The sequence below is a fragment of the Micromonospora sp. AP08 genome (genome assembly GCF_008085935.1).
Taxonomy (GTDB): Bacteria; Actinomycetota; Actinomycetes; order Mycobacteriales; family Micromonosporaceae; genus Micromonospora; species Micromonospora chersina.
This window is the reverse complement of the sequence record NZ_VSEZ01000021.1, coordinates 1-19,239: the sequence shown is the minus strand read 5'-3', so window position 1 is coordinate 19,239 and position 19,239 is coordinate 1. Positions and strand designations below refer to the sequence as shown.

General features: G+C 75.3%; 15 protein-coding genes. 7 read left to right on the top strand and 8 right to left on the bottom strand.

Features of this window, described 5'->3' with window-relative positions; genetic code table 11:
* The first annotated feature begins 20 nt into the window (after positions 1-20).
* Positions 21-599, top strand: a complete 579-nt coding sequence (locus FXF50_RS26100; protein WP_148431590.1) for a TIGR03086 family metal-binding protein — start codon at positions 21-23, stop codon at positions 597-599.
* A 65-nt stretch (positions 600-664) separates the two neighbouring features.
* Here the strand turns inward: FXF50_RS26100 and FXF50_RS26095 are convergent, their stop codons facing one another.
* The 5 genes from FXF50_RS26095 to pdhA all read right to left on the bottom strand — a co-directional run bounded on the left by FXF50_RS26095 (position 665) and on the right by pdhA (position 8,069).
* A complete protein-coding gene (locus FXF50_RS26095) occupies positions 665-3,709 on the bottom strand; it encodes a hypothetical protein (RefSeq protein WP_148431589.1) in 3,045 nt (1,014 codons plus the stop codon).
* A 351-nt stretch (positions 3,710-4,060) separates the two neighbouring features.
* Complete coding sequence (locus tag FXF50_RS29460; RefSeq protein ID WP_165823299.1) at positions 4,061-4,198, bottom strand: hypothetical protein; 138 nt, start codon at positions 4,196-4,198, stop codon at positions 4,061-4,063.
* Between the two features lie 222 nt (positions 4,199-4,420).
* Positions 4,421-5,896: a dihydrolipoamide acetyltransferase family protein gene (locus FXF50_RS26090; RefSeq protein WP_148431635.1), complete on the bottom strand. Its 1,476-nt coding sequence runs from the start codon at positions 5,894-5,896 to the stop codon at positions 4,421-4,423.
* Between the two features lie 5 nt (positions 5,897-5,901).
* A complete protein-coding gene (locus FXF50_RS26085) occupies positions 5,902-6,891 on the bottom strand; it encodes an alpha-ketoacid dehydrogenase subunit beta (RefSeq protein ID WP_148431588.1) in 990 nt (329 codons plus the stop codon).
* Positions 6,891-8,069, bottom strand: a complete 1,179-nt coding sequence (gene pdhA, locus FXF50_RS26080; protein ID WP_148431587.1) for a pyruvate dehydrogenase (acetyl-transferring) E1 component subunit alpha — start codon at positions 8,067-8,069, stop codon at positions 6,891-6,893. Before pdhA ends, FXF50_RS26085 begins: the two co-directional genes overlap by 1 nt.
* Positions 8,070-8,555: 486 nt before the next feature.
* Here pdhA and FXF50_RS26075 point away from each other — a divergent pair, with 486 nt between their 5' ends.
* Positions 8,556-9,323: a hypothetical protein gene (locus tag FXF50_RS26075; RefSeq protein WP_148431586.1), complete on the top strand. Its 768-nt coding sequence runs from the start codon at positions 8,556-8,558 to the stop codon at positions 9,321-9,323.
* 26 nt (positions 9,324-9,349) lie between these two features.
* On the opposite strand, the gene FXF50_RS26070 is transcribed toward FXF50_RS26075, so the two are convergent.
* The 3 genes from FXF50_RS26070 to FXF50_RS26060 form a co-directional block, all read right to left on the bottom strand.
* A complete protein-coding gene (locus FXF50_RS26070) occupies positions 9,350-10,573 on the bottom strand; it encodes a hypothetical protein (RefSeq protein ID WP_148431585.1) in 1,224 nt (407 codons plus the stop codon).
* A gap of 67 nt (positions 10,574-10,640) precedes the next feature.
* Positions 10,641-12,299: a GTPase gene (locus FXF50_RS26065; protein ID WP_148431634.1), complete on the bottom strand. Its 1,659-nt coding sequence runs from the start codon at positions 12,297-12,299 to the stop codon at positions 10,641-10,643.
* A 17-nt stretch (positions 12,300-12,316) separates the two neighbouring features.
* The gene (locus FXF50_RS26060) at positions 12,317-14,152 is read right to left on the bottom strand and encodes a GTPase domain-containing protein (protein WP_148431584.1); all 1,836 of its coding nucleotides are present in this window, start codon (positions 14,150-14,152) and stop codon (positions 12,317-12,319) included.
* Between the two features lie 208 nt (positions 14,153-14,360).
* On the opposite strand from FXF50_RS26060, the gene dnaK reads away from it, so the two are divergent.
* The 5 genes from dnaK (at position 14,361) to FXF50_RS26035 (ending at position 19,150) form a co-directional block, all read left to right on the top strand.
* On the top strand, positions 14,361-16,226 hold the full coding sequence (dnaK, locus tag FXF50_RS26055; RefSeq protein ID WP_148431583.1) for a molecular chaperone DnaK: 1,866 nt from the start codon (positions 14,361-14,363) through the stop codon (positions 16,224-16,226).
* Positions 16,227-16,272: 46 nt separating this feature from the next.
* Positions 16,273-17,031 (top strand): nucleotide exchange factor GrpE, encoded by a 759-nt coding sequence (grpE, locus tag FXF50_RS26050; RefSeq protein WP_148431582.1) that lies wholly within the window; start codon positions 16,273-16,275, stop codon positions 17,029-17,031.
* Between the two features lie 79 nt (positions 17,032-17,110).
* A complete protein-coding gene (gene dnaJ, locus FXF50_RS26045; RefSeq protein WP_148431581.1) occupies positions 17,111-18,295 on the top strand; it encodes a molecular chaperone DnaJ in 1,185 nt (394 codons plus the stop codon).
* A gap of 31 nt (positions 18,296-18,326) precedes the next feature.
* Entirely contained in the window at positions 18,327-18,767 is a 441-nt protein-coding gene (locus FXF50_RS26040; protein ID WP_091315949.1) for a heat shock protein transcriptional repressor HspR, read from the top strand.
* Positions 18,768-18,940: 173 nt separating this feature from the next.
* Positions 18,941-19,150 carry a hypothetical protein gene (locus tag FXF50_RS26035; RefSeq protein WP_148431580.1) on the top strand — a complete coding sequence of 70 codons (210 nt, stop codon included), beginning with the start codon at positions 18,941-18,943 and terminating at the stop codon, positions 19,148-19,150.
* The last annotated feature ends 89 nt before the right edge of the window (positions 19,151-19,239 follow it).

Sequence of the window (19,239 nt, the reverse complement as noted above, 5' to 3'; positions counted from 1 at the left end):
TCGACGAAAGGATCGGTCTCGTGGGCTTCCCCGTCCTCACCACCGCCCTCGACCTCCTGCGCCGCGCCGCCGAGGGAGTGCCGGCCGACCGGCTCGACGACCCGACCCCGTGCCACCGGTGGACCGTCGGGCAGGTGCTCATGCACGCGGCCGGCGACCAGCACGCGTGGGCGGCGACCCTCGGCGCCGGCACGATGCCGACGTACAACCCGTTCGAGCCGCCGCGGGGTCACGAGGAGGGCTTTCAGAGCATCGTGCGGAGCGCCATCGAGGCCGCCGACGCGGCGTGGGCGCGGGTCGACCCCGCCGCCGGACCGGTCGGCACGCCGCTGCCGCCCGTGCCGACCATGGACCCGCAGCTCGCCGCCGCAGCCTGCGCGCTGGACGCCGCGGTCCACGCCTGGGACGTCGCGGTGGCCACCGGGCAGCCGGCCCCGCTCACCGCCGAGCTGGCCGCCCAGCTCATGCCGGCGGCCCGGGCGACCGTCGAGCCGCTGCGCGGATTCGCGTACGCCGCCGCGCTGCCCGCCCGGCCCGGCGACGACCCGGTCGCCGCCCTGCTGGCCTACCTCGGCCGCGATCCCCATTGGACGAAGTGACGACTGGCGGCAGAGACGACAACGGCGGGGCCACGATCACCGTGGCCCCGCCGTCGTGGGAGTTGCTACTGGCCCGCCGGCTTGAGGCAGAGCACCCGGTTGGCCCCGTCGCCCGGCAGGACCACCTGGGGCTGCGCCGGGTCGGCGCACTTGTCCTTGCTGTCCACCCTCGACACCACCGTGAACGCGCCCTGCTCGCCGCAGGTGGCCGGCACCGCGGTCGTCCCGGACTGCTTGACGCAGGAGCCCACCGCCGGGTCGAAGCCGGCCGGCTTGTCGTCCCCACCGACCTTGCCGAGCAGGGTGAGCAGGCCGAGCGGCACGGCGAGGATGAGCACCGCGGCGATGAGCACCGCAGCCAGCACCCGGCCGTTGCGCACCTTCGGCGTGGGCGCCTCGGTCTTCGGCTCGGCCTCCGGCCGGAACGCCTCGAAGCGGCCCTGGTCCGGGTCACCGCCCGGGCCCGCGTGCGGCCAGGCCGGCGGGGCCTGCTGCGGCGGCGGCGGGAACGCGGGCGGGAAGCCGCCCGGCTCGCCCATCGGCCCCGACCCCGGTACGCCGACCGAGGCGCGGCCGCCGGCCGGCCCGCCGTGCGGGTCTCCGGGAGCGCCTCCCGGCCCCCCGAACGCGTCGTGGCGGCCGTTCCGCCCGCCGAACGGGTCCTGCTGCCCGCCGGGGGCGCCGAACGGGTCCTGCTGCCCGCCGGGGGTGCCGAACGGGTCCTGCTGCCCGCCGGGGGTGCCGAACGGGTCCTGCTGCCCGCCGGGGGCGCCGAACGGGTCGCGCTGCCCACCGGGGGGCCCGAACGGGTCGTGCGGCCCGCCGGGGCGCTCGCCGTTGTGCGGGTGCACGCCGTTGACCGGCCGGTTGCTGCCGGGCGCGTCCATGAAGGACGGCACGCCGGGCGGGAACGGCGGCGGGGCGGCGGGCGACGACGGCGGGGCCGAGTGCACCGGGGGCGCGTCGGCGTAGCCGTGCTGGCGGTCCGACTCGTCCGTCCGCGACTGCGGGCCCGGCTCGGGGAAGCCGTTCGGGCCGTCCTGCCCGGGCGCCTCCTCCGGCTCCGGGCGGGCGGGTCGGCCGTAGACCCGCGGTTGCGGGGCCGAGCCGCCGGTCGAGGGCAGCGGCTGGTCGGCCGGGGGCGTGACCCGGCTGGCCATCGGCACCGAGGCGCTGGCCGAGACGGCACCGCCCGCGCCGGCCTCCGGCGACGTACGCGGCCCGGGGACCATCGGCCCGGCCGGCGACTGCGGCTCCTCATGCGCCGGGCCGGGCGCGCCCCAGCCGGCCTCGGCGGCCTGCTCCGGCTCGTACGCCCGCGGGTTCCGGTCCCCCGACTCGGTGCCGGGGTTGAACGACGCGTAGTCGGCGGGTGGCGCGGAGGCCAGGGCGGCGCCCGGCACCCGCTGCTCCTGCGGCGGCAGCGGCACGGCGTTGGCCGGGGAGATCCCCGGGCCCGGGGCCGCCTCGTAGATCGGTCCGTCGTCGGCGCGGGCCGGTTCCCAGGCCGGCGACGCGGCCTGCTCGGGCTGGGCCTCCGCGGCCCGGCCCCACGCCTCGTCGGGCGACCACGGCTCGGCCTCCGGGATGGCCGGACGCTCGCGCCCCCACTGTCCCGGGTTGTCCTGGTTGCCCGCCCAGGCGGGCGGCGAGTCGGGGGACGGGACGGACGCGCTGGCCCGGGCGGGCGCCTCGGTCGGCGCGGGCGCGGCGGCACCCCAGCCGGGCTGCCCCGGCTCGTCGGCCGGTTCGCGCTGCTGTGGCACCGCCGCCGCGCCGTTCCAGGCGGCCGCCGGACGCTGCTCCTCGGGGCCGCCCCAGGCGGCCGGCTGCGGCGCCTCGGCGGCGCCGGCGGACCGACCCGCGGCCCAGCCGCCGGAGCGGTCCGGGTCGTCGTCGCGGCCGTTCTCCCAGCTGCCGGCGCGTGCCGGCTCGTCCTGCTGCGCCGGCCAACCGCCGGCGCGTGCCGGCTCGTCCTGCTGCGCCGGACCGTTCTCCCAGCCGCCGGCGCGTGCCGGCTCGTCCTGCTGCGCCGGGCCGTTCTCCCAGCCGCCGGCGCGTGCCGGCTCGTCCTGCTGCGCCGGGCCGTTCTCCCAGCCGCCGGCGCGGCCCGCCTCGTCGGCCTGCGCCGCCGGGCCGTTCTGCCAGCCGCCGGAGCGGGCCGGGTCGTCGTCCTGCGCCGGCCAGCCGCCGGAGCGCCCCTGATCCTGCTGGCCGGGCCAGGCGCCCTCGGGCCGGGCGGCGCCGGGGACGGAGACCTTGGCCGCGGCGCGGGCGGGCGGATCGGCCGGCGACCAGCCGGGGGCGGGCTGCTCGCCCTGCTGGCCCCAGGCGGGCTGGTCGTCCTGCTGCTGGGCGGCGGCCCCGACGGCCCAACCGCCGGAGTTGTCCTCCTGCGCCGGGCGCCAGCCACCGGCGCGGTCGTCGTCCTGCTGCCCGCCGGCCGGGCTCCACCCGCCGGACCGGTGGGGGTCGTCCTGCCCGGCCGGGGTGGCCCACGATTCGTTCGGCACGGTGGCGGGCGCGGGCACCTGGGCGGCGCCGCGGTTGCCCGGATCGCCGGCCTGCGCCCAGGCGGGCTGCTCGCCGGCCGGGGCCGGGGCGGCGCCCCAGGCGGGTCCGCCCTGCTCGTTCGCCCAGGCCGGCGGGTTGGACTCGGTGGGGTTGCTCTGGGGGGCGGCGCCCCAGGCGGGCGGCCCCTGCTCGGCGGCGCGGTGAGGGCCGCCCTGCTCCGGCGTGCCCCAGGCGGGTGCGCCCTGGTCGCGCGCGCCCCAGGCCGGAGCGGACTGCTCGGGCGCGGCCCAGGCGGGCTGCGCGGGGGCGCCCCAACCGCCCGGCTCGGCCGGCGGGGGCACCTGGGCGGTGGCCCGGCCGGCGGCGGGCTGGCCGCCCGGCGGCGACCAGGCGGGGGGCTGGTCGTCGGCCGCGGCCCAGGCGGGGGCCGGCTGCGCGGGCCGACCGGCCGGCGGGGGCGGCGCCCAGCCGAGGTCGGGCGCGCCGTACCCGTTGTCCTGCTGCGCCGGGCGGTCGCCGTACGGCACCGGTCCGCCGGCGCCCGGCGACACCTCGCCCGGCTCCTGGCCGGGGCGGTGCGGGGCCTCGGACGTCATGGGTGCGCCTCCTCCATCACATGTCGGCCGCCGATATGCCGATCGGGACCGTCGGCATGGCTGCCGGCGTCGCCGGCAGGTACCGGCCGTGCGGGCTCCCCGCACCGTATCCGGTGGCCGCCCGGAGGCGCCCGGGGGAGCACCGGCCGTCACCGAACGTCACCGGACGATATCGATCGGTTGCTGTCGAGGCGATCGGTCCGGGGGCGGGCGGTTGGCGACCGAGCCCCACCGTACCGGGCGGTGCGGCGAGGTGGAATCCCGGTGTCAATCGATGTGAGACGCCGAAGACCCGCCCGGTGCGCCCGGGCGGGTCTTCGAACTGGAGGAGGTGAGGAAAGTTGGGGAGCGTCAGCTCATGTGACGCTGGGCGATGGCGAGAAGCTCCTCGCGGACCGCGGGCGAGTTGGCGGAACGCAGCGCGTGCTCGATGGCGCGGGCGCGGCGGTTGGCGTCGCGGCGGTTGCGGATTCGCTCGATCATGCTCATCTGGGTCTCTCCTCCTGGCTATTCGGTTGTCAGCCCCTTGATGTGTCTATTGAACCGCAGAACGCCGCCAAACTCCATCGATTATTAGGTGAGCTGAACCACGGACCTAAGGATCGTAGGTCAACTGCACTGTCAGCCCAAGGTTTCTTCCCCCAATGGCAACGGCCGGTGTGCCGGGTGTTCACCCGTGCACACCGGCCGTCGCCTGGTGCGGTCGGACCGTCAGGTCCAGGCGAGCAGCGCCGCCTCCGGGTCGGCCAGGAAGTCCCCGACGTCGCGGAGGAACTTCGAGCCGAGCTCACCGTCGATGATCCGGTGGTCGAAGGAGAGCCCCAGGGTGGTGACCAGGCGCGGCTTGACCTTGCCCTTGTGCACCCAGGGCAGCTCCCGCACCGCGCCGAAGGCGAGGATCGCGGACTCGCCCGGGGGCAGGATCGGCGTGCCGGTGTCGACGCCGAAGACGCCGACGTTGGTGATGGTCAGCGTGCCGCCGGACATGTCGGCCGGCGAGGTCTTCCCCGCCTTGGCCGTCTGCACGAGGTCCGTCATCGCGTCCGCCAGCCCGCGCAGCGAGAGCCGGCCGGCGTCCTTGATGTTCGGCACGATCAGGCCGCGCTCGGTGGCCGCCGCGATGCCCAGGTTCACGTAGTCCTTGACCACGATCTCGTCGCCGGCCCAGGTCGAGTTGACCATCGGGTGACGCTTGACCGCCAGCAGCACCGCCTTGGCGACCAGCAGCAGCGGCGAGACGCGGACGTCCCGCCACTCGCGCCGCTCGCGGAGCCGGTCCAGCGCCTTCATGGCCCGCGTCATGTCGACGGTCAGGAACTCCGTGACGTGCGGGGCGGTGAACGCCGAGCGCGACATGTTCTCCGCGGTGAGCTTGCGTACCCCCTTGACGGGGATGCGCTGCTCGCGGTCGGCGCCGAAGCTCGCGGCGGCCGTGACCGGCGCCGCGACCGTCAGCGGCTCGGCCGCCGCCGGGGCCGACGCCGCCCGCTGTACGTCCTCCCGGGTGATCGAGCCCAGCGGGCCCGACCCGGTCAGCGTGGCGAGGTCGACGCCGAGGTCCTTGGCGAGCTTGCGGACCGGCGGCTTGGCCAGCACCGGGCCGCCCGCCGGCCGGCCGTTGCCGTTCAGCGCGGGCGCCGGAACCACCGGGGCCGGCGCCGGAGCGGCCTGGACCGGAGCGGCCTGGACCGGAGCGGCCGGGGCGGTCGCGGCCTGGGCCGGGACGCCGCCCTTGCGCGGGCGGCGCTTCGCCGGCGCGTTCCGCGGGCCGTAGCCGACCAGCACGGCGGTACGCCCGCCCGGCGCCACGCCACCGATCAGGCCCGGCTCGACCATGCCCTCCTCGGGCGCGACCTCGACGGCGGCCAGCGAGGCCGCCGACGGGGTGGGGAGGTCGGCGGCCGGCGCACCGGTCGTCGACTGCTCGATCGGGCCGGCGTTCGGGTCGGTGTCGATCGCGATGATCGGGCTGCCGACCTCGACCGTGGCGCCCTCCGGGTGGAAGATCGCCTGGACCCGGCCGGCCCACTTCGCCGGGATCTCGACCGCCGCCTTGGCGGTCTCCACCTCGACGATCGGCTGGTTCAGCTCGATGTCGTCGCCCACCTTGACCAGCCAGGCGAGGATCTCGCCCTCGGTCAGGCCCTCGCCCAGGTCGGGGAGGTTGAACTCCTTGATCCGCGACATGCCGCTCACCAGCCGAAGGTGCGGTCGACGGCGTCGAGCACCCGGTCGAGGTCCGGCAGGTACTCCTCCTCCACCCGGGCGGCCGGGTAGGGGGTGTCGAAGCCGGTGACCCGCAGCACCGGGGACTCCAGGGAGTAGAAGCACTCCTCGGTGATCCGGGCGGCGATCTCCGACCCGAGGCCCAGGTTGCCCGGGGCCTCGTGGACGACCACGCAGCGGCCGGTGCGCTTCACCGAGTCGTACGCGGCGGTCAGGTCCAGCGGCGAGAGCGTACGCAGGTCGACGACCTCCAGCTCCCGGCCGTCCTCGGCGGCGGCGGTGGCCGCGTCCAGGGCGGTACGCACCATCGGGCCGTACGCCAGCACGGTGGCGTCGGTGCCCGGACGGGCGACCCGGGCGGCGTGCAGCGGGTACGCGTCGGCCAGCGGCGCGTCCAGCTCGACCGGGCCCTTCTCCCAGTAGCGCCGCTTCGGCTCCAGGAAGACGATCGGGTCGTCGGAGGCGATGGCCTGCTGGATCATCGAGTACGCGTCCTGCGGGTTCGCGCAGGTCACGACCTTCAGGCCGGCGGTGTGGGCGAAGTACGCCTCGGGCGACTCCGAGTGGTGCTCGACCGCGCCGATGCCGCCGCCGTAGGGGATCCGGATGACCATGGGGATCCGCACCTTGCCCTGCGAGCGGTAGTGCATCTTCGCCACCTGCGACACGATCTGGTCGTACGCGGGGTAGACGAAGCCGTCGAACTGGATCTCGCAGACCGGCCGGAAGCCGCGGATGGCCAGGCCGACCGCGGTGCCGATGATGCCGGACTCGGCCAGCGGGGTGTCGATCACCCGCTGGTCGCCGAAGTCCTTCTGGAGGCCGTCGGTGATCCGGAAGACACCGCCGAGCTTGCCGACGTCCTCGCCCATGATGACGACCTTCGGGTCGTTCTCCAGGGCCTTGCGCAGGCCGGCGTTGAGGGCCTTGCCGAGGGTGAGCGTTTCCGTGGCCATCAGTGGGCGCTCCCCTCGAACGACTCCATGTACTTGGCGAACTGGGCCCGCTGCTCGTCGAGCTCGGGGGACCCGTTGGGGTAGACGTGGTCGAACATGCTCACCGGCTCCGGGTTCGGCATGTTCAGCACCCGCTCGCGCAGGTGCACCGACTCGGCGCGGGCCTGCTCGTCGACCTCGGCGAAGAACGACTCGTCGACGATCTGCTGCTTGGTGAGGAACGCCTTCATCCGGGCGATCGGGTCCTTGGCCTGCCAGGCCTCGACCTCGCTGGCGATCCGGTAGCGGGTCGGGTCGTCGGAGGTGGTGTGCGCGCCCATCCGGTAGGTGTACGCCTCGATGAGGCTCGGGCCCTGGCCGTGGCGCGCGTTGTCCAGCGCGTGCCGGGTCACCGCGTACGACGCGAGGACGTCGTTGCCGTCCACCCGGACGCCGGGGAAGCCGAAGCCGCCGGCCCGCTGGTAGAGCGGGACGCGGGTCTGCCGCTCCAGCGGCTCCGAGATGGCGTACTGGTTGTTCTGGCAGAAGAACACCAGCGGGGCGTTGAAGACGCTGGCCCAGACGAAGGACTCGTTGACGTCGCCCTGGCTGGTGGCGCCGTCGCCGAAGTAGGCGATCACCGCCTCGCCGTCGTCGCTGCCGGTCTTGCCGTCCATGGCGACGCCCATGGCGTACCCGGTCGCGTGCAGGGTCTGCGCCCCGATGACGATCGTGTACATGTTGAACTTGAACTCGTTCGGGTCCCAGCCGCCCTGGTCGACGCCGCGGAACAGGCCGAGCGGCATGATCGGGTCGATGCCCCGGCAGTAGAGGACGCCGTGCTCCCGGTAGGTCGGGAAGGCCATGTCCTGCGTGCGCAGCGCCCGGCCGGAGCCGACCTGCGCGGCCTCCTGGCCCAGCAGGCTGGCCCAGAGGCCCAGCTCGCCCTGGCGCTGGAGCGCCGTGGCCTCGGCGTCGAGCTTCCGGACCAGCACGAGGTCGCGGTAGAGCCCGCGGTACTCCTCGTCGGTGAAGTCGACGCGGTACTCGGTCCCGTCCGGGCCGAGCGCGCTCTCGATCCGCTCGCCCTCGGGCGTGAGCAGCTGCACGAGCTCCGGTTCGCCTGCGGCGGCGGCGCGCTTGGTACGGGGTGCGGCCCGCCTGGTGCGGGTGGCGGCCCCGGGGTCGCCCTTTGCCATCCGTCTCTCCCTGTCTGGTCTGCGCCGGCGCCGGGGGGTGACCCGTGCCGCGCACATCGTGCGCCCGACCCGGCTGGTGCCGGGTCGGTCCCTGGCGGCCGCGCCTAGCCCCGGTGAGGGTTGCCGCGCGGCGTGAGCCGGGTCCGATCAGGAGCCCGACCCGGGAGCGCCGGCGCCGTACCGCACCAGCCGCGGGGTGCGCGGAGGTAGCGGCTGCGTTGCCGTCGTGCCTGAATGATTGCAGAGGAGGTGAGCGGGCCCACAGTATGGCCTCCCCCACCGGTGACGTTCCGTCTCGTTCGCGACTCATAGACGCATTTGTCTGGTGAGCCGTCGGCGGCCGACGGACAATTTGTGTGTCGACACGCTGTGGTGGCTGGTGAACTGAGCGTCACTGGTTCAAGCTGGCGATAACCCCCGCGCGGCATTTGTCCGTTTGGCCTGCGCCGGGTTTCCGCCCTGTCGACGCGTACGAGGAGTGTGCCGGTGTCCGAGCCGCCAGAGGGTCCTCCGGGTACTCCGTTCCTCGGCCGGCACCGGGCGGTGCCCCGAACCGCCTACCGGCGGGTGGTCGGAGCCCACCGCGCACACGGCCTGGGCGGCCCGAGCCGCGGCTACCTGTTCACCGTCGCCCTGCTGGCCGGCACCGCCTCCATGCCCATCCTCGCCGCCATCAGCGCCGGATCGGCCAGCGTGGGGAACAGCGCCCTGCCGGACAGCAGCACCCCGTTCATCCCCACCCCCTCGGTCGGCCCGGTGGTCATCCCGCTGCCCGAGGGGAATCAGTCCCCCCTGCCGCCCACCCGGACGCCCGTTCCCGCCCCGGCGGCCACCACCGTGCCGCCCGTGCCGGTGCTCCCCGCCGCGCCGGCCCTGCCCGACGACAGCGACCTCGGCTCCCGGCGGTCCCGCCCGGCCGCCCCCGCGCCCGTGCCGGTGCCCCGCCCGACCCGCACCACGCCGGCCGGCTCGCCGAGTCCGTCGCCGGTGCCGTCGCCGTCGCCGTCGCGCCCGGCCACGCCGGAGCCGAGCCCCCGCCCGACCGCCGAACCCACCAGCAGCTCGCCGGAGCCGACCCGGGAGCCGTCGCCGACCGACGGGCCGGACGCGACCACGGCGCCGCCGGACGGCACCCCGTCACCGACCGGCACGCCGCCGGAGGAGTCGCCCACGCCGACGCCCAGCCCGCGCGACGACCCGGACCCGAGCGCCACGGCGTCGGCCGGCGCGGACCCGACCGCCACCGCGGCCTGATCCGGCCTGGATCGCGGCCGGACGGGTCAGGCCGGGTCGTCGGTGAGGCGGTGACGGTTCGCCTCGATCCAGGCGTCCAGCGCGGCCGGATCGTCCGGGTCCACGCCGTCCGCCATGAGCTGGGCCACGGCCGCCGTGGCCGGGCTGCGCCGCTCGCCGGTGCTGTAGAGCCGGGCGAACTCGGGGACCATCTCCACGACCGCCTCGTCCGTGCGGGTGGCCGCCGCCGGCGGCAGCCCCCGCTGGCGGGCCGCGTACGCCGCCCAGCCGCGCAGCACCCGGGGCAGCATGGCCGCGTCGTCCATGTCCAGCACGGCCCGGCGGTGCACCCAGTCGAGCAGGAACAGCTCGGCCACCGTCGGGCTCCAGCGCATCGGGTCGGCGTCCGGGAAGCTCGCCGCGTGGTCCAGCAGCAGGCCCAGGCAGAAGTGCAGCGAGGCCAGCTCCCCGTCGGCCACCCGGTCGAGGCCGAACCGGACGGCCTCCGGCGAGGCGAGGAAGGCCCGGATCAGCCGGGTCCGCACCTCGTCGGTGAGCGGCGGGACGTCGGCCGTCGCCGCCGGCAGGGCCGGGCCGGGAAGCGCGGCCAGCCGCGCACCCACCAGCGCCCGGTCGGTGGCCAGCGAGCCCTGCGCGGGCAGCTCGCCGAGGTCGTCGGTGACCGCCAGGTGACGACCCACCTCGGCGCGCATCCGAACCGGGTCCTCCGTGCGGAACCAGGTGAACTCGTCCTCGGTGCAGATCTCCCGGGCCTGCTCGACGATCCGGGCGGCCGGGCCGCCCACGAACACGTCCTTGGTGATCCCGATGTTGTGGTCGACCAGGGCGACCAGGGCGTGCTCCGGCCCGCCCTCGGCGTCGTCGTAGGCGAAGGTGGCCAGGTAGGAGGTCTGGTCGCCGTACACGTCGCCGTACGACCAGGCGCCGGTGAGGTGCACCCGGCCGAGCTGGCCGGCCCAGCCGGGGGCGTGCGCGCCCGGGCGGATCCGGGCGGCGCCCTCGGCGTCCGGCACCAGGGCGGCGAAGACGGCGCGGATGGTGGTCGCGGCGGCGCTGCGGCGGCGCGAGGTGGCGGAGAGGAAGCCGGCCACGAACTCGCGGACGGCGTTCTCCCGATCGGTCTCGGCAACGGCGTAGACGCTGCCGAGCAGCGCGGCGCCGAGCATCTCCGCGTCCAGGGCGGAGTCGAGCCTCGTCACGTCGCGAGCGGCGTGCAGCACCGCCTCGTAGGGGGTCTGTGGCGTGGCCATGCACCGACCCTACGCCGTGCGGCCGGCCGGGACACCGGTCAGCACGCCGGGCCTGCCGTGCCGGCGCTCAGCCCCGGGCCGCCTCCCGCAGCGCCTCGCGCGCCTCGGCGTAACGGGCCAGCACCGCCCAGACCGGGTTCAGCACGTACTTCTCGCCGACGCTGCCCACCGAGGTGAGCAGCCGCCGCTCCGCCCGCTGCCGGGCGCGCCGCGCCGCCCACCGGATCACCGGCCGGGTCAGCGCCGCGACCAGCAGCCCGGCCAGCAGGCCGCCGAGCAGCAGCACGGTGGGCCAGGGCACCTCGCCGAGGTCCGGGTAGTCCAGGGCGGGCAGGCCGAGGATGCGCAGCGCGTAGCCCAGCACCAGCCAGGCCAGGCCGGCCAGCGCCGCGAGGGTGACCAGCCACTGGAGCGCGCCGACCACCCGCCACCAGGTCGGCCGGCGGTCCATGCCCAGGTCGGTGGCGGCCACCGCGTGGTCCAGCGCGTCCGGCAGATCGGCCAGCCGCGACCGGGCCGCGGCGGTCACCGCGGCCGGCCAGGGCGCCGGCAGGTCGGCGGCGGACCGGTCGGCCACCGCGCGGATGGCCAGGTTGAGCGCCGAGCGCTGCGCGGCGGTGGCATCGGGTACGGAGGTGGCCGCGACCAGGCTCTCCGCCGGCGCGTCGGCACCCCCGCCGGGCAGGTGCAGCCGGCGCAGCGGGTCCGGCCGCAGCTTCCGCCAGCCGCGGACCAGCGGCCAGCCGGTGCTGCCCACGGCCCGGTGCCGGTACGCCCCCTCGACCGCCTCGGCCACCGTCGGCACCCCGGCCGATCCGGCCAGCGCCGTCGTGAGCTGCCGCGCCGAGGCGTCACCCGGCCCGCTGCGGGGCGCCTCCGGCCCGACCAGCGGTTCGAGTTCGGCCACCACGGCGTCGACGTCACCGGCCAGCCGGCGCAGCGCGGCCTGCCGTTCGGCGACCGTACGCTCCAGCTCGGCGCGGAGCCCGTCCAGCCCGGCCGGGTCCACCGCCACGGTGGGCAGCAGCGGGACCCCCTCCAGCCCGTCGGCGTCGAGCAGCCGGCGCAGGTCGCCGAGGACCCGGGGCAGCTCGGCCGGGGGCAGGCGGTCGGCCTGGTTGAGCACCACCACGGTCACGTCCCGGTGCCGGTGGAACTCGCGCAGGTAGCTGGTGTGGATGACGCGGTCGGCGTACTTCTGCGGGTCGACCACCCAGACCACCAGGTCGACCAGGCCGAGCAGCCGGTCCACCTCCAGCCGGTGGGTCCGCTGCACCGAGTCGAAGTCGGGCAGGTCCAGCAGGACGAGGCCGTGCAGGGCGGACTCGTCGGCGCCGTCCAGCGGGCTCTCCCGGACGAACCGGTGCCGGGGCAGCACCCCGATCCAGTCGAGCAGCCGGGACGCGCCGTCCAGCTGCCCCCAGACGCAGGCGTGCGCCACCCCGGTGGTGGGCCGGCGGACGCCGACCGGGGAGAGGTCCAGCCGGGCGAGGGCGTTGAACAGGCTCGACTTGCCGCTGCCGGTCGCGCCGGCCAGCGCGACCACGGTGTGGTGGCCGGAGAGGGCGAGCCGGGTGCCGGCCCGTTCGACCACGGTGTGCGCGCTGACCAGCTGGGCGTCGGGCACCTGGCCGTCGACGGCGCCGAGGAAGCGCTGGACCGCCTGGAGGCGCGCGATCAGGACGTCGGGGTCGACCCGCTGCCCGCCCCGGAACGCCTCCCGCATCCGGCCGACGATGTTGCTCACGCGCGCCCGCCCTGGTCGGCGGCGGGCAGCACCGGGCCCGACGTGCCGGAGAGGCCGGCGCGGTGCCGGGCCTTCTCCACCTCGCCGGCGGCCCGGCGCAGCGCGGCGCCCGTCTCGGCGGCCGGGCGCGCCTCCGCGGTGCGGGCGAGGAACCGGTCGGCCTCCTCGCTCAGCAGCGCGCCGATCCGCTCCAGCAGGTCCACCCGCGCCTTGCTGGCCAGGTTGCGGACCGCCTGGTCGCCGAAGATCGCCTGGAGCACCGCCTGCGCGGCGACCGTGGTGCCGGCGCCGGTGGCGACCTCCAGGCCGGTCGGGATGAAGGCGGTGGCCGCGAAGACCGCGATCATGACGGCCAGGCCGGTGGCGTTGACCGCGTACGCGGCGGTGCGGGCCACGAAGCGCCGGTCGCCGCCCTCGGCCCGGACCAGCTCCAGCACGCCGCGCTGCCAGTCGCGGACCAGCCGCTCGGCGCGCTCGGGCAGGTCGGCCGAGGGGTGCGCCAGCTCCGGTTCGAGCAGCGCCGCCCCGGCCGGGTGCGCCTTCCACCCGGTGTACGCGTTCTCCGCCGCCTCGGCGGCCACCCCGCGCAGCAGCGTGACGAGCTGGGACTCGATGGCGTTCCGCAGCTCGGCGGCCGGAGCCGGACGGCCGGTGACCGCGGCGACCACCCGGTCGCGCAGCCGGCCGATCCGCGCCTCCAGGCTGCGGAAGAACTCGCCGGTGCCGACGAACTCCTGCCAGCGGGCGAGCACCTCGCCGCGCAGGAGCCGGCCGTCCTTGAGCCCCTGGTCGACGGTCCGTTCTGCACCCCGGTAGGCCGCCCGGACCCGCTCGTCGAGCGCGTCGGCGGCGGCCACCTGCTCGTCGGCGGCGTCCGCCAGCGCGTCCACGGTGGGGTGCAGGGCGGCCAGCGCGCCGTCGAGGGTCTGCCGAACCACCGCCGAACGGGCCTCGGCGTCGGCGGCGAGCCGGGCGAACCAGGCGGCCAGCGGGGCGGTGACCCGGTCGGGAAGCAGCCCCTGCCCGTCCACCCACGTCTCCGGCAGCACGAACAGCGGCGCGGCGCCCAGGTCCTGCGCGGCGAGCATCTCCGACAGGTGGGCGGCGATCTCGTCGGCCGCCTCGGGGGGCACCCGGTCGAGGACCATGGCCACGGCCGTGCCGCGGGCCCGGGCGCTGCGCAGCAGCTCCCACGGGACGGCGTCGGCGTAGCGGGCGGCCGTGGTGACGAAGAGCCAGAGGTCGGCGGCGGCCAGCAGCTGACCGGCGAGCGCCCGGTTGGCGTCGACCACCGAGTCGATGTCGGGCGCGTCGAGGAAGGCCAGACCGGCCGGGAGTGCGGGGGCGGTGACCAGCTGAAGGGTGCCCGGGTGCTCGCTCGGCTCGGTGGTGCGGGTCAGGCCGGGCAGCAGCTCGCCCTGGCGGAACCAGGCGGCGTCGGCCGGGTTGCAGACCAGCACCGGCGAGCGGGTGGTCGGGCGCAGGACCCCGGCGGCGCTGACCCGCGCCTGGACCAGGCTGTTGACCAGCGTCGACTTGCCGGCGCCCGTCGAGCCGCCGACCACGACCAGCAGCGGGGCGTCGAGGCGGGCGAGCCGGGGCAGCAGGTAGTCGTCGAGCTGGTCGGTGAGGCCGGCGGCGGTGCGGCGGGCCGGCTCGGCCGAGGGCAGGGCCAGCGGGAACCGGGCCGCCCCGATCGCGGCCCGCAGGCCGGTGAGTGCGGCGGGCAGACCCCCCGGGTCGGCGGGCGGGTCCTGACCGGCGTCGGGTCCGGTGCGGGCTGCGACGGCGGGCGCGCCGGCATGGGTGGCGGGATCGCCGTGCGTCGTCACCGCTAAAGCGTGCCCGACCGACGCAAGGTAAGACAACCGGACGGTAATAACGGTCAGGTTGCGTCGGGTCGGCTCAACCTCGACTTGCGGATTGCCGGGCGCGTGGCACTATTGAGTCAAGTTCACTCAACTTGTGGTGCGGTCGCTGCGGGCGACCCGCCGGGCAGGCCCGTTGACCTGCTCACCGTTACGAAGCGAGGAAGCGAACATGGCACGTGCGGTCGGCATCGACCTCGGCACGACGAACTCCTGCGTCAGCGTTCTCGAGGGCGGTGAGCCCACCGTCATCGCCAACGCGGAGGGCTCGCGGACGACCCCCTCGATCGTCGCGTTCGCCCGCAACGGCGAGGTGCTCGTCGGTGAGGTCGCCAAGCGCCAGGCGGTGACGAACCCGGACCGGACCATCCGCTCGGTCAAGCGGGAGATCGGCACCAACTGGACCGTCGACATCGACGGCAAGAAGTACACCCCGCAGGAGATCTCGGCCCGCACGCTGATGAAGCTCAAGCGGGACGCCGAGGCGTACCTGGGTGAGCAGATCACCGACGCGGTCATCACCGTGCCGGCCTACTTCAACGACGGCCAGCGGCAGGCCACCAAGGAGGCCGGCGAGATCGCCGGCTTCAACGTGCTGCGGATCGTGAACGAGCCGACCGCGGCGGCCCTGGCCTACGGCCTCGACAAGGGCTCCAAGGAGCAGACCGTCCTGGTCTTCGACCTGGGTGGCGGCACCTTCGACGTCTCGCTGCTGGAACTGGCCGAGGGCGTCATCGAGGTCAAGTCCACCAGCGGTGACAACCACCTCGGTGGTGACGACTGGGACCAGCGGATCATCGACCACCTGGTGAAGACCTTCCGCGGCGAGCACGGCATCGACCTGTCCCAGGACAAGATGGCCATGCAGCGGCTCAAGGAGGCGGCCGAGAAGGCCAAGATCGAGCTGTCCGCCGCCACCACCAGCAACATCAACCTGCCGTACATCACCGCCGGTGCGGCCGGCCCGCTGCACCTCGACGTGACCCTGAGCCGCGCCGAGTTCCAGCGCATGACGCAGGACCTGCTGGACCGCTGCAAGGGCCCGTTCGAGCAGGCCGTCAAGGACGCCGGGATCAAGATCTCCGACGTCGACCACGTCATCCTGGTCGGCGGCTCGACCCGGATGCCGGCCGTGACCGACCTGGTCAAGCAGCTCACGGGCCGCGACCCGAACAAGGGCGTCAACCCGGACGAGGTCGTCGCCGTCGGCGCCGCCCTCCAGGCCGGTGTGCTCAAGGGTGAGGTCAAGGACGTCCTGCTGCTCGACGTGACCCCGCTGAGCCTGGGCATCGAGACCAAGGGCGGCATCTTCACCAAGCTGATCGAGCGCAACACCACCATCCCGACCAAGCGTTCCGAGGTCTTCACCACGGCCGACGACAACCAGCCGTCGGTGCTGATCCAGGTGTTCCAGGGCGAGCGGGAGATCGCGGCCTACAACAAGAAGCTCGGCACCTTCGAGCTGACCGGCCTCCCGCCGGCGCCCCGCGGCGTGCCGCAGATCGAGGTCACCTTCGACATCGACGCCAACGGCATCGTCAACGTGCACGCCAAGGACCTGGGCACCGGCAAGGAACAGAAGATGACGATCACCGGCGGCTCCTCGCTGCCGAAGGACGACATCGAGCGGATGCGCCGGGACGCCGAGGAGCACGCCGACGAGGACAAGCGGCGCCGCGACGAGGCGGAGACCCGCAACGTGGCCGAGGCGCTCCAGTGGCAGACCGAGAAGTTCCTCGCCGAGAGCGGCGACAAGCTGCCCGCCGAGAACCGCGACCAGCTCAACGAGGCGCTCGGCGAGCTGCGCAGCGCCCTCGGCGGCCAGGACATCGAGAAGATCAAGGCCGCGCACGAGAAGCTGGCGCAGGTCTCCCAGCAGGCCGGCTCGCTGCTCTACTCGCAGCAGCAGGGCGAGCAGGGGGCCCCGGGCGCGGCCGGGCCGGGCGCGGGCGCGGGTGCGGGTGCGCCCGGTGGCGCCCAGGCCGGCGGCCCCGACGACGTGGTCGACGCGGAGATCGTGGACGAGGACAAGAAGTGACCTTCGGTCCCCGGACACGTTTCTCGCAGAGGGATGAGGTAGCCGCATGACGGAGAAGCCACGAGCCGCCGACCCGGGCTCCACCGGGTCGGCGCCGGGTGGCTCCGCGGCCGCCGGGCAGGGCGCCGGCGAGGAGCCGCGGGTCGTCATCCGTGACAAGCGCAAGATCGGCAAGACCACCGAGCAGGCGGTGACCGACACGTCGGCCGCCGACGCCGCGGCCGACGCGCCCGCCGAGGGGCTGGTCGAGGAGGCCGAGGTCGTGGTCGACGAGATCAAGGGCGAGGGCGACGCCCCGGTCTCCGGCCCGCCCGTGGTGGACGCCCCGGCCGAGCCGAGCGAGGAAGCCGCCGCGGCCAACGCCCCGCTCGGTGCCGAGCTGGAGTCGCTCCGGGCCGAGCTGGACGAGCGGACCCGCGACGTCCAGCGGGTGTCGGCGGAGTACGCCAACTACCGCAAGCGGGTCGACCGGGACCGCAGCCTGGTCCAGGAGCAGGCGACCGGCACGGTGCTGACCGCGCTGCTGCCGATCCTCGACGACCTGGACCGGGCCCGCGAGCACGGCGACCTGGTGGGCCCGTTCGGCAGCGTGGCCGACCAGCTCACCGCCGCGCTGGGCAAGTTCGGCCTGACCGCCTTCGGCGAGCAGGGTGACCCGTTCGACCCGACCCGGCACGAGGCGGTGGCGCACCAGACCTCCGCCGACGTGACCGAACCGACCTGCGTGCAGGTCATGCGCCGGGGTTACCAGCTCGGCGAACGGCTGCTGCGGCCCGCCCTGGTCGCGGTCGCCGATCCGGAGTAGTGCCGACCCGTGACGTCCCGCCCGCCCACAACGGGCGGGCGGGACGACCGGGATACGTCCCGTGGAAGGGGGTGGACCGGTGAGTTCCAAGGACTGGATCGAGAAGGACTACTACGCCGCGCTGGGCGTGGAGAAGTCCGCCTCCTCGGACGAGATCAAGAAGTCGTACCGGAAGCTGGCTCGGGAGTCGCACCCGGACCACAACCCCGGGGACCCGAGGGCCGAGGAGCGGTTCAAGGCCGTCTCCGAGGCGTACGCCGTGCTCGGCGACGAGAAGAAGCGCCGCGAGTACGACGAGATGCGCTCGCTCTTCGGCTCGGGCGCCTTCCGGCGCAACGCCCGCGGCGCGGGCCAGCCCGGCGGCATGCCGTTCGACGTCTCCGACCTGTTCGGCGGCGGGGCGGCCGGCGGCGAGGCCCGGTTCGGTGGGGGCGGCCTGGGCGACCTGTTCAGCTCGATCTTCACGGGTGGGGGCGCCGGCGGCGCGGCCCGCCCGCGCGGCCCCGCCCGGGGTCGGGACGTCGAGACCGAGGTGGCGCTCGACTTCCCCGACGCGGTCCGCGGCGTCACGCTGCCGTTGACGCTGCGTGCCCCCGGGGTCTGCGACACCTGCCACGGCAACGGGGCCAAGCCCGGCACCCAGCCGGTGGCCTGCCCGGTCTGCCACGGCGCCGGGGTGACCACCCGCAACCAGGGGTCGTTCAGCTTCTCCGAGCCGTGCCGCAACTGCCAGGGCGTCGGCACCATCGTCGAGGAGAAGTGCCCCGAGTGCCAGGGCACCGGCGGGGTCACCAAGACCCGCACCCTGAACGTGCGCTTCCCGGCGGGTGTGGCCGACGGCCAGCGCATCCGGCTGGCCGGCCGGGGCGAGCCCGGCGAGCGGGGCGGCCCGGCGGGCGACCTGTTCGTGCACGTGAAGGTCCGCCCGGACGAGCTGTTCGGGCGCACCGGTGACGACCTGACCCTGACCGTGCCGATCACGTTCGCGGAGGCGGTGCTCGGCACCGACCTGCGGGTGCCGACCCTGGACGGCACGGTGACCCTGCGGGTGCCACCGGGTACGCCCAGCGGTCGGGTGCTGCGCGCCCGGGGCAAGGGCGTCGTACGCAAGGACGGCCGCGTCGGTGACCTGCTGGTCACCCTCGACGTGGTGGTCCCCGCCACGCTGTCCGACGAGGCGCGGGCGGCGCTGGAGACGTTCGCGGAGCAGACCCCGCCGGCGGCGCGGGAACATCTCGACGCGCGGGTGCGTCGATTCAGTTGACCGGGTGACGAGGCAGCGGAGGTGAGCGGGGATGTCGCAGGAGTTCGTCGGCTCGGGTGACCCTGCCTACGAGGCCAAGGTCCTGATGATCTCGGTGGCGGCGCGGATGGCGGGAATGCACCCGCAGACCCTCCGCCAGTACGACCGGCTGGGCCTGGTGCAGGCCGGCCGGGCGGCCGGGGGCGGTCGCCGGTACAGCGTCCGGGACGTGGTGCTGCTGCGCGAGGTGCAGCGGCTCAGCCAGGACGACGGGATCAACCTGGCCGGGGTCAAGCGGATCATCAACCTGGAGCGGTTGCTGGAGGAGGCCCAGCAGCGGGTGGCCCGGCTGGAGGCGGAGCTGGACGCCGCGTACCGCCGGATCGCCGAGCTGGAGTCGCTGGGCGGCTTCTCCCGCGGCGACCTCGTCCCCACCAACCGCACCTCCACGGCGCTCGTGGTCTGGCGTCCCCGCCGTACCCCGGAGCGCTGACCTCACCCACCGACTCAGGCCGGCGCGCGCCCAGCAGGGCCGCGCCGGCCTTCGCTTGCGCCGGCGCGCGGGCGGGTGGTTGGGCGAAAGTGGAGGCGCGGCAGGGGCGGGTTCGGTAGCCTGTGAATGCGGCCAAGCGCCTCAATTCGGACTCCGAACTGGCAGGGGGAGCCATGGCGGAATCGGCGAAGACGGTGGCGGAGCGGGCGCAGGAACGGCTGGAAGAGGTGGCCGAGAACGTCCGGCAACGGTTCGACCGGGTGACCAAGGGTGTCTTCACCGACAAGGTCAGGGAAGGGCGCTTCATGGACCAGGTGGACCACGGCGTCGACCGGGCCAGGGACGACGAGCGACGCAGGAAGCAGGGCGGATCGACCGGCTGACGATCCGCCGACGTGCGGGCCGGGACCCACGGGGGGTCCCGGCCCGTTCGCCGTCAAGAGACCGTGCGGGCCGGGACGCTGGGATGCCG

Bases quoted from the DNA above. Each gene is read 5' to 3' on its own strand.
- FXF50_RS26095 (WP_148431589.1), bottom strand. From the start codon at position 3,709: ATGACGTCCGAGGCCCCGCACCGCCCCGGCCAGGAGCCGGGCGAGGTG.
- FXF50_RS29460 (WP_165823299.1), bottom strand. From the start codon at position 4,198: ATGAGCATGATCGAGCGAATCCGCAACCGCCGCGACGCCAACCGCCGC.
- FXF50_RS26090 (WP_148431635.1), bottom strand. From the start codon at position 5,896: ATGTCGCGGATCAAGGAGTTCAACCTCCCCGACCTGGGCGAGGGCCTG.
- FXF50_RS26085 (WP_148431588.1), bottom strand. From the start codon at position 6,891: ATGGCCACGGAAACGCTCACCCTCGGCAAGGCCCTCAACGCCGGCCTG.
- pdhA (WP_148431587.1), bottom strand. From the start codon at position 8,069: ATGGCAAAGGGCGACCCCGGGGCCGCCACCCGCACCAGGCGGGCCGCA.
- FXF50_RS26070 (WP_148431585.1), bottom strand. From the start codon at position 10,573: ATGGCCACGCCACAGACCCCCTACGAGGCGGTGCTGCACGCCGCTCGC.
- FXF50_RS26065 (WP_148431634.1), bottom strand. From the start codon at position 12,299: ATGCGGGAGGCGTTCCGGGGCGGGCAGCGGGTCGACCCCGACGTCCTG.
- dnaK (WP_148431583.1), top strand. From the start codon at position 14,361: ATGGCACGTGCGGTCGGCATCGACCTCGGCACGACGAACTCCTGCGTC.
- grpE (WP_148431582.1), top strand. From the start codon at position 16,273: ATGACGGAGAAGCCACGAGCCGCCGACCCGGGCTCCACCGGGTCGGCG.
- FXF50_RS26040 (WP_091315949.1), top strand. From the start codon at position 18,327: ATGTCGCAGGAGTTCGTCGGCTCGGGTGACCCTGCCTACGAGGCCAAG.
- FXF50_RS26035 (WP_148431580.1), top strand. From the start codon at position 18,941: ATGGCGGAATCGGCGAAGACGGTGGCGGAGCGGGCGCAGGAACGGCTG.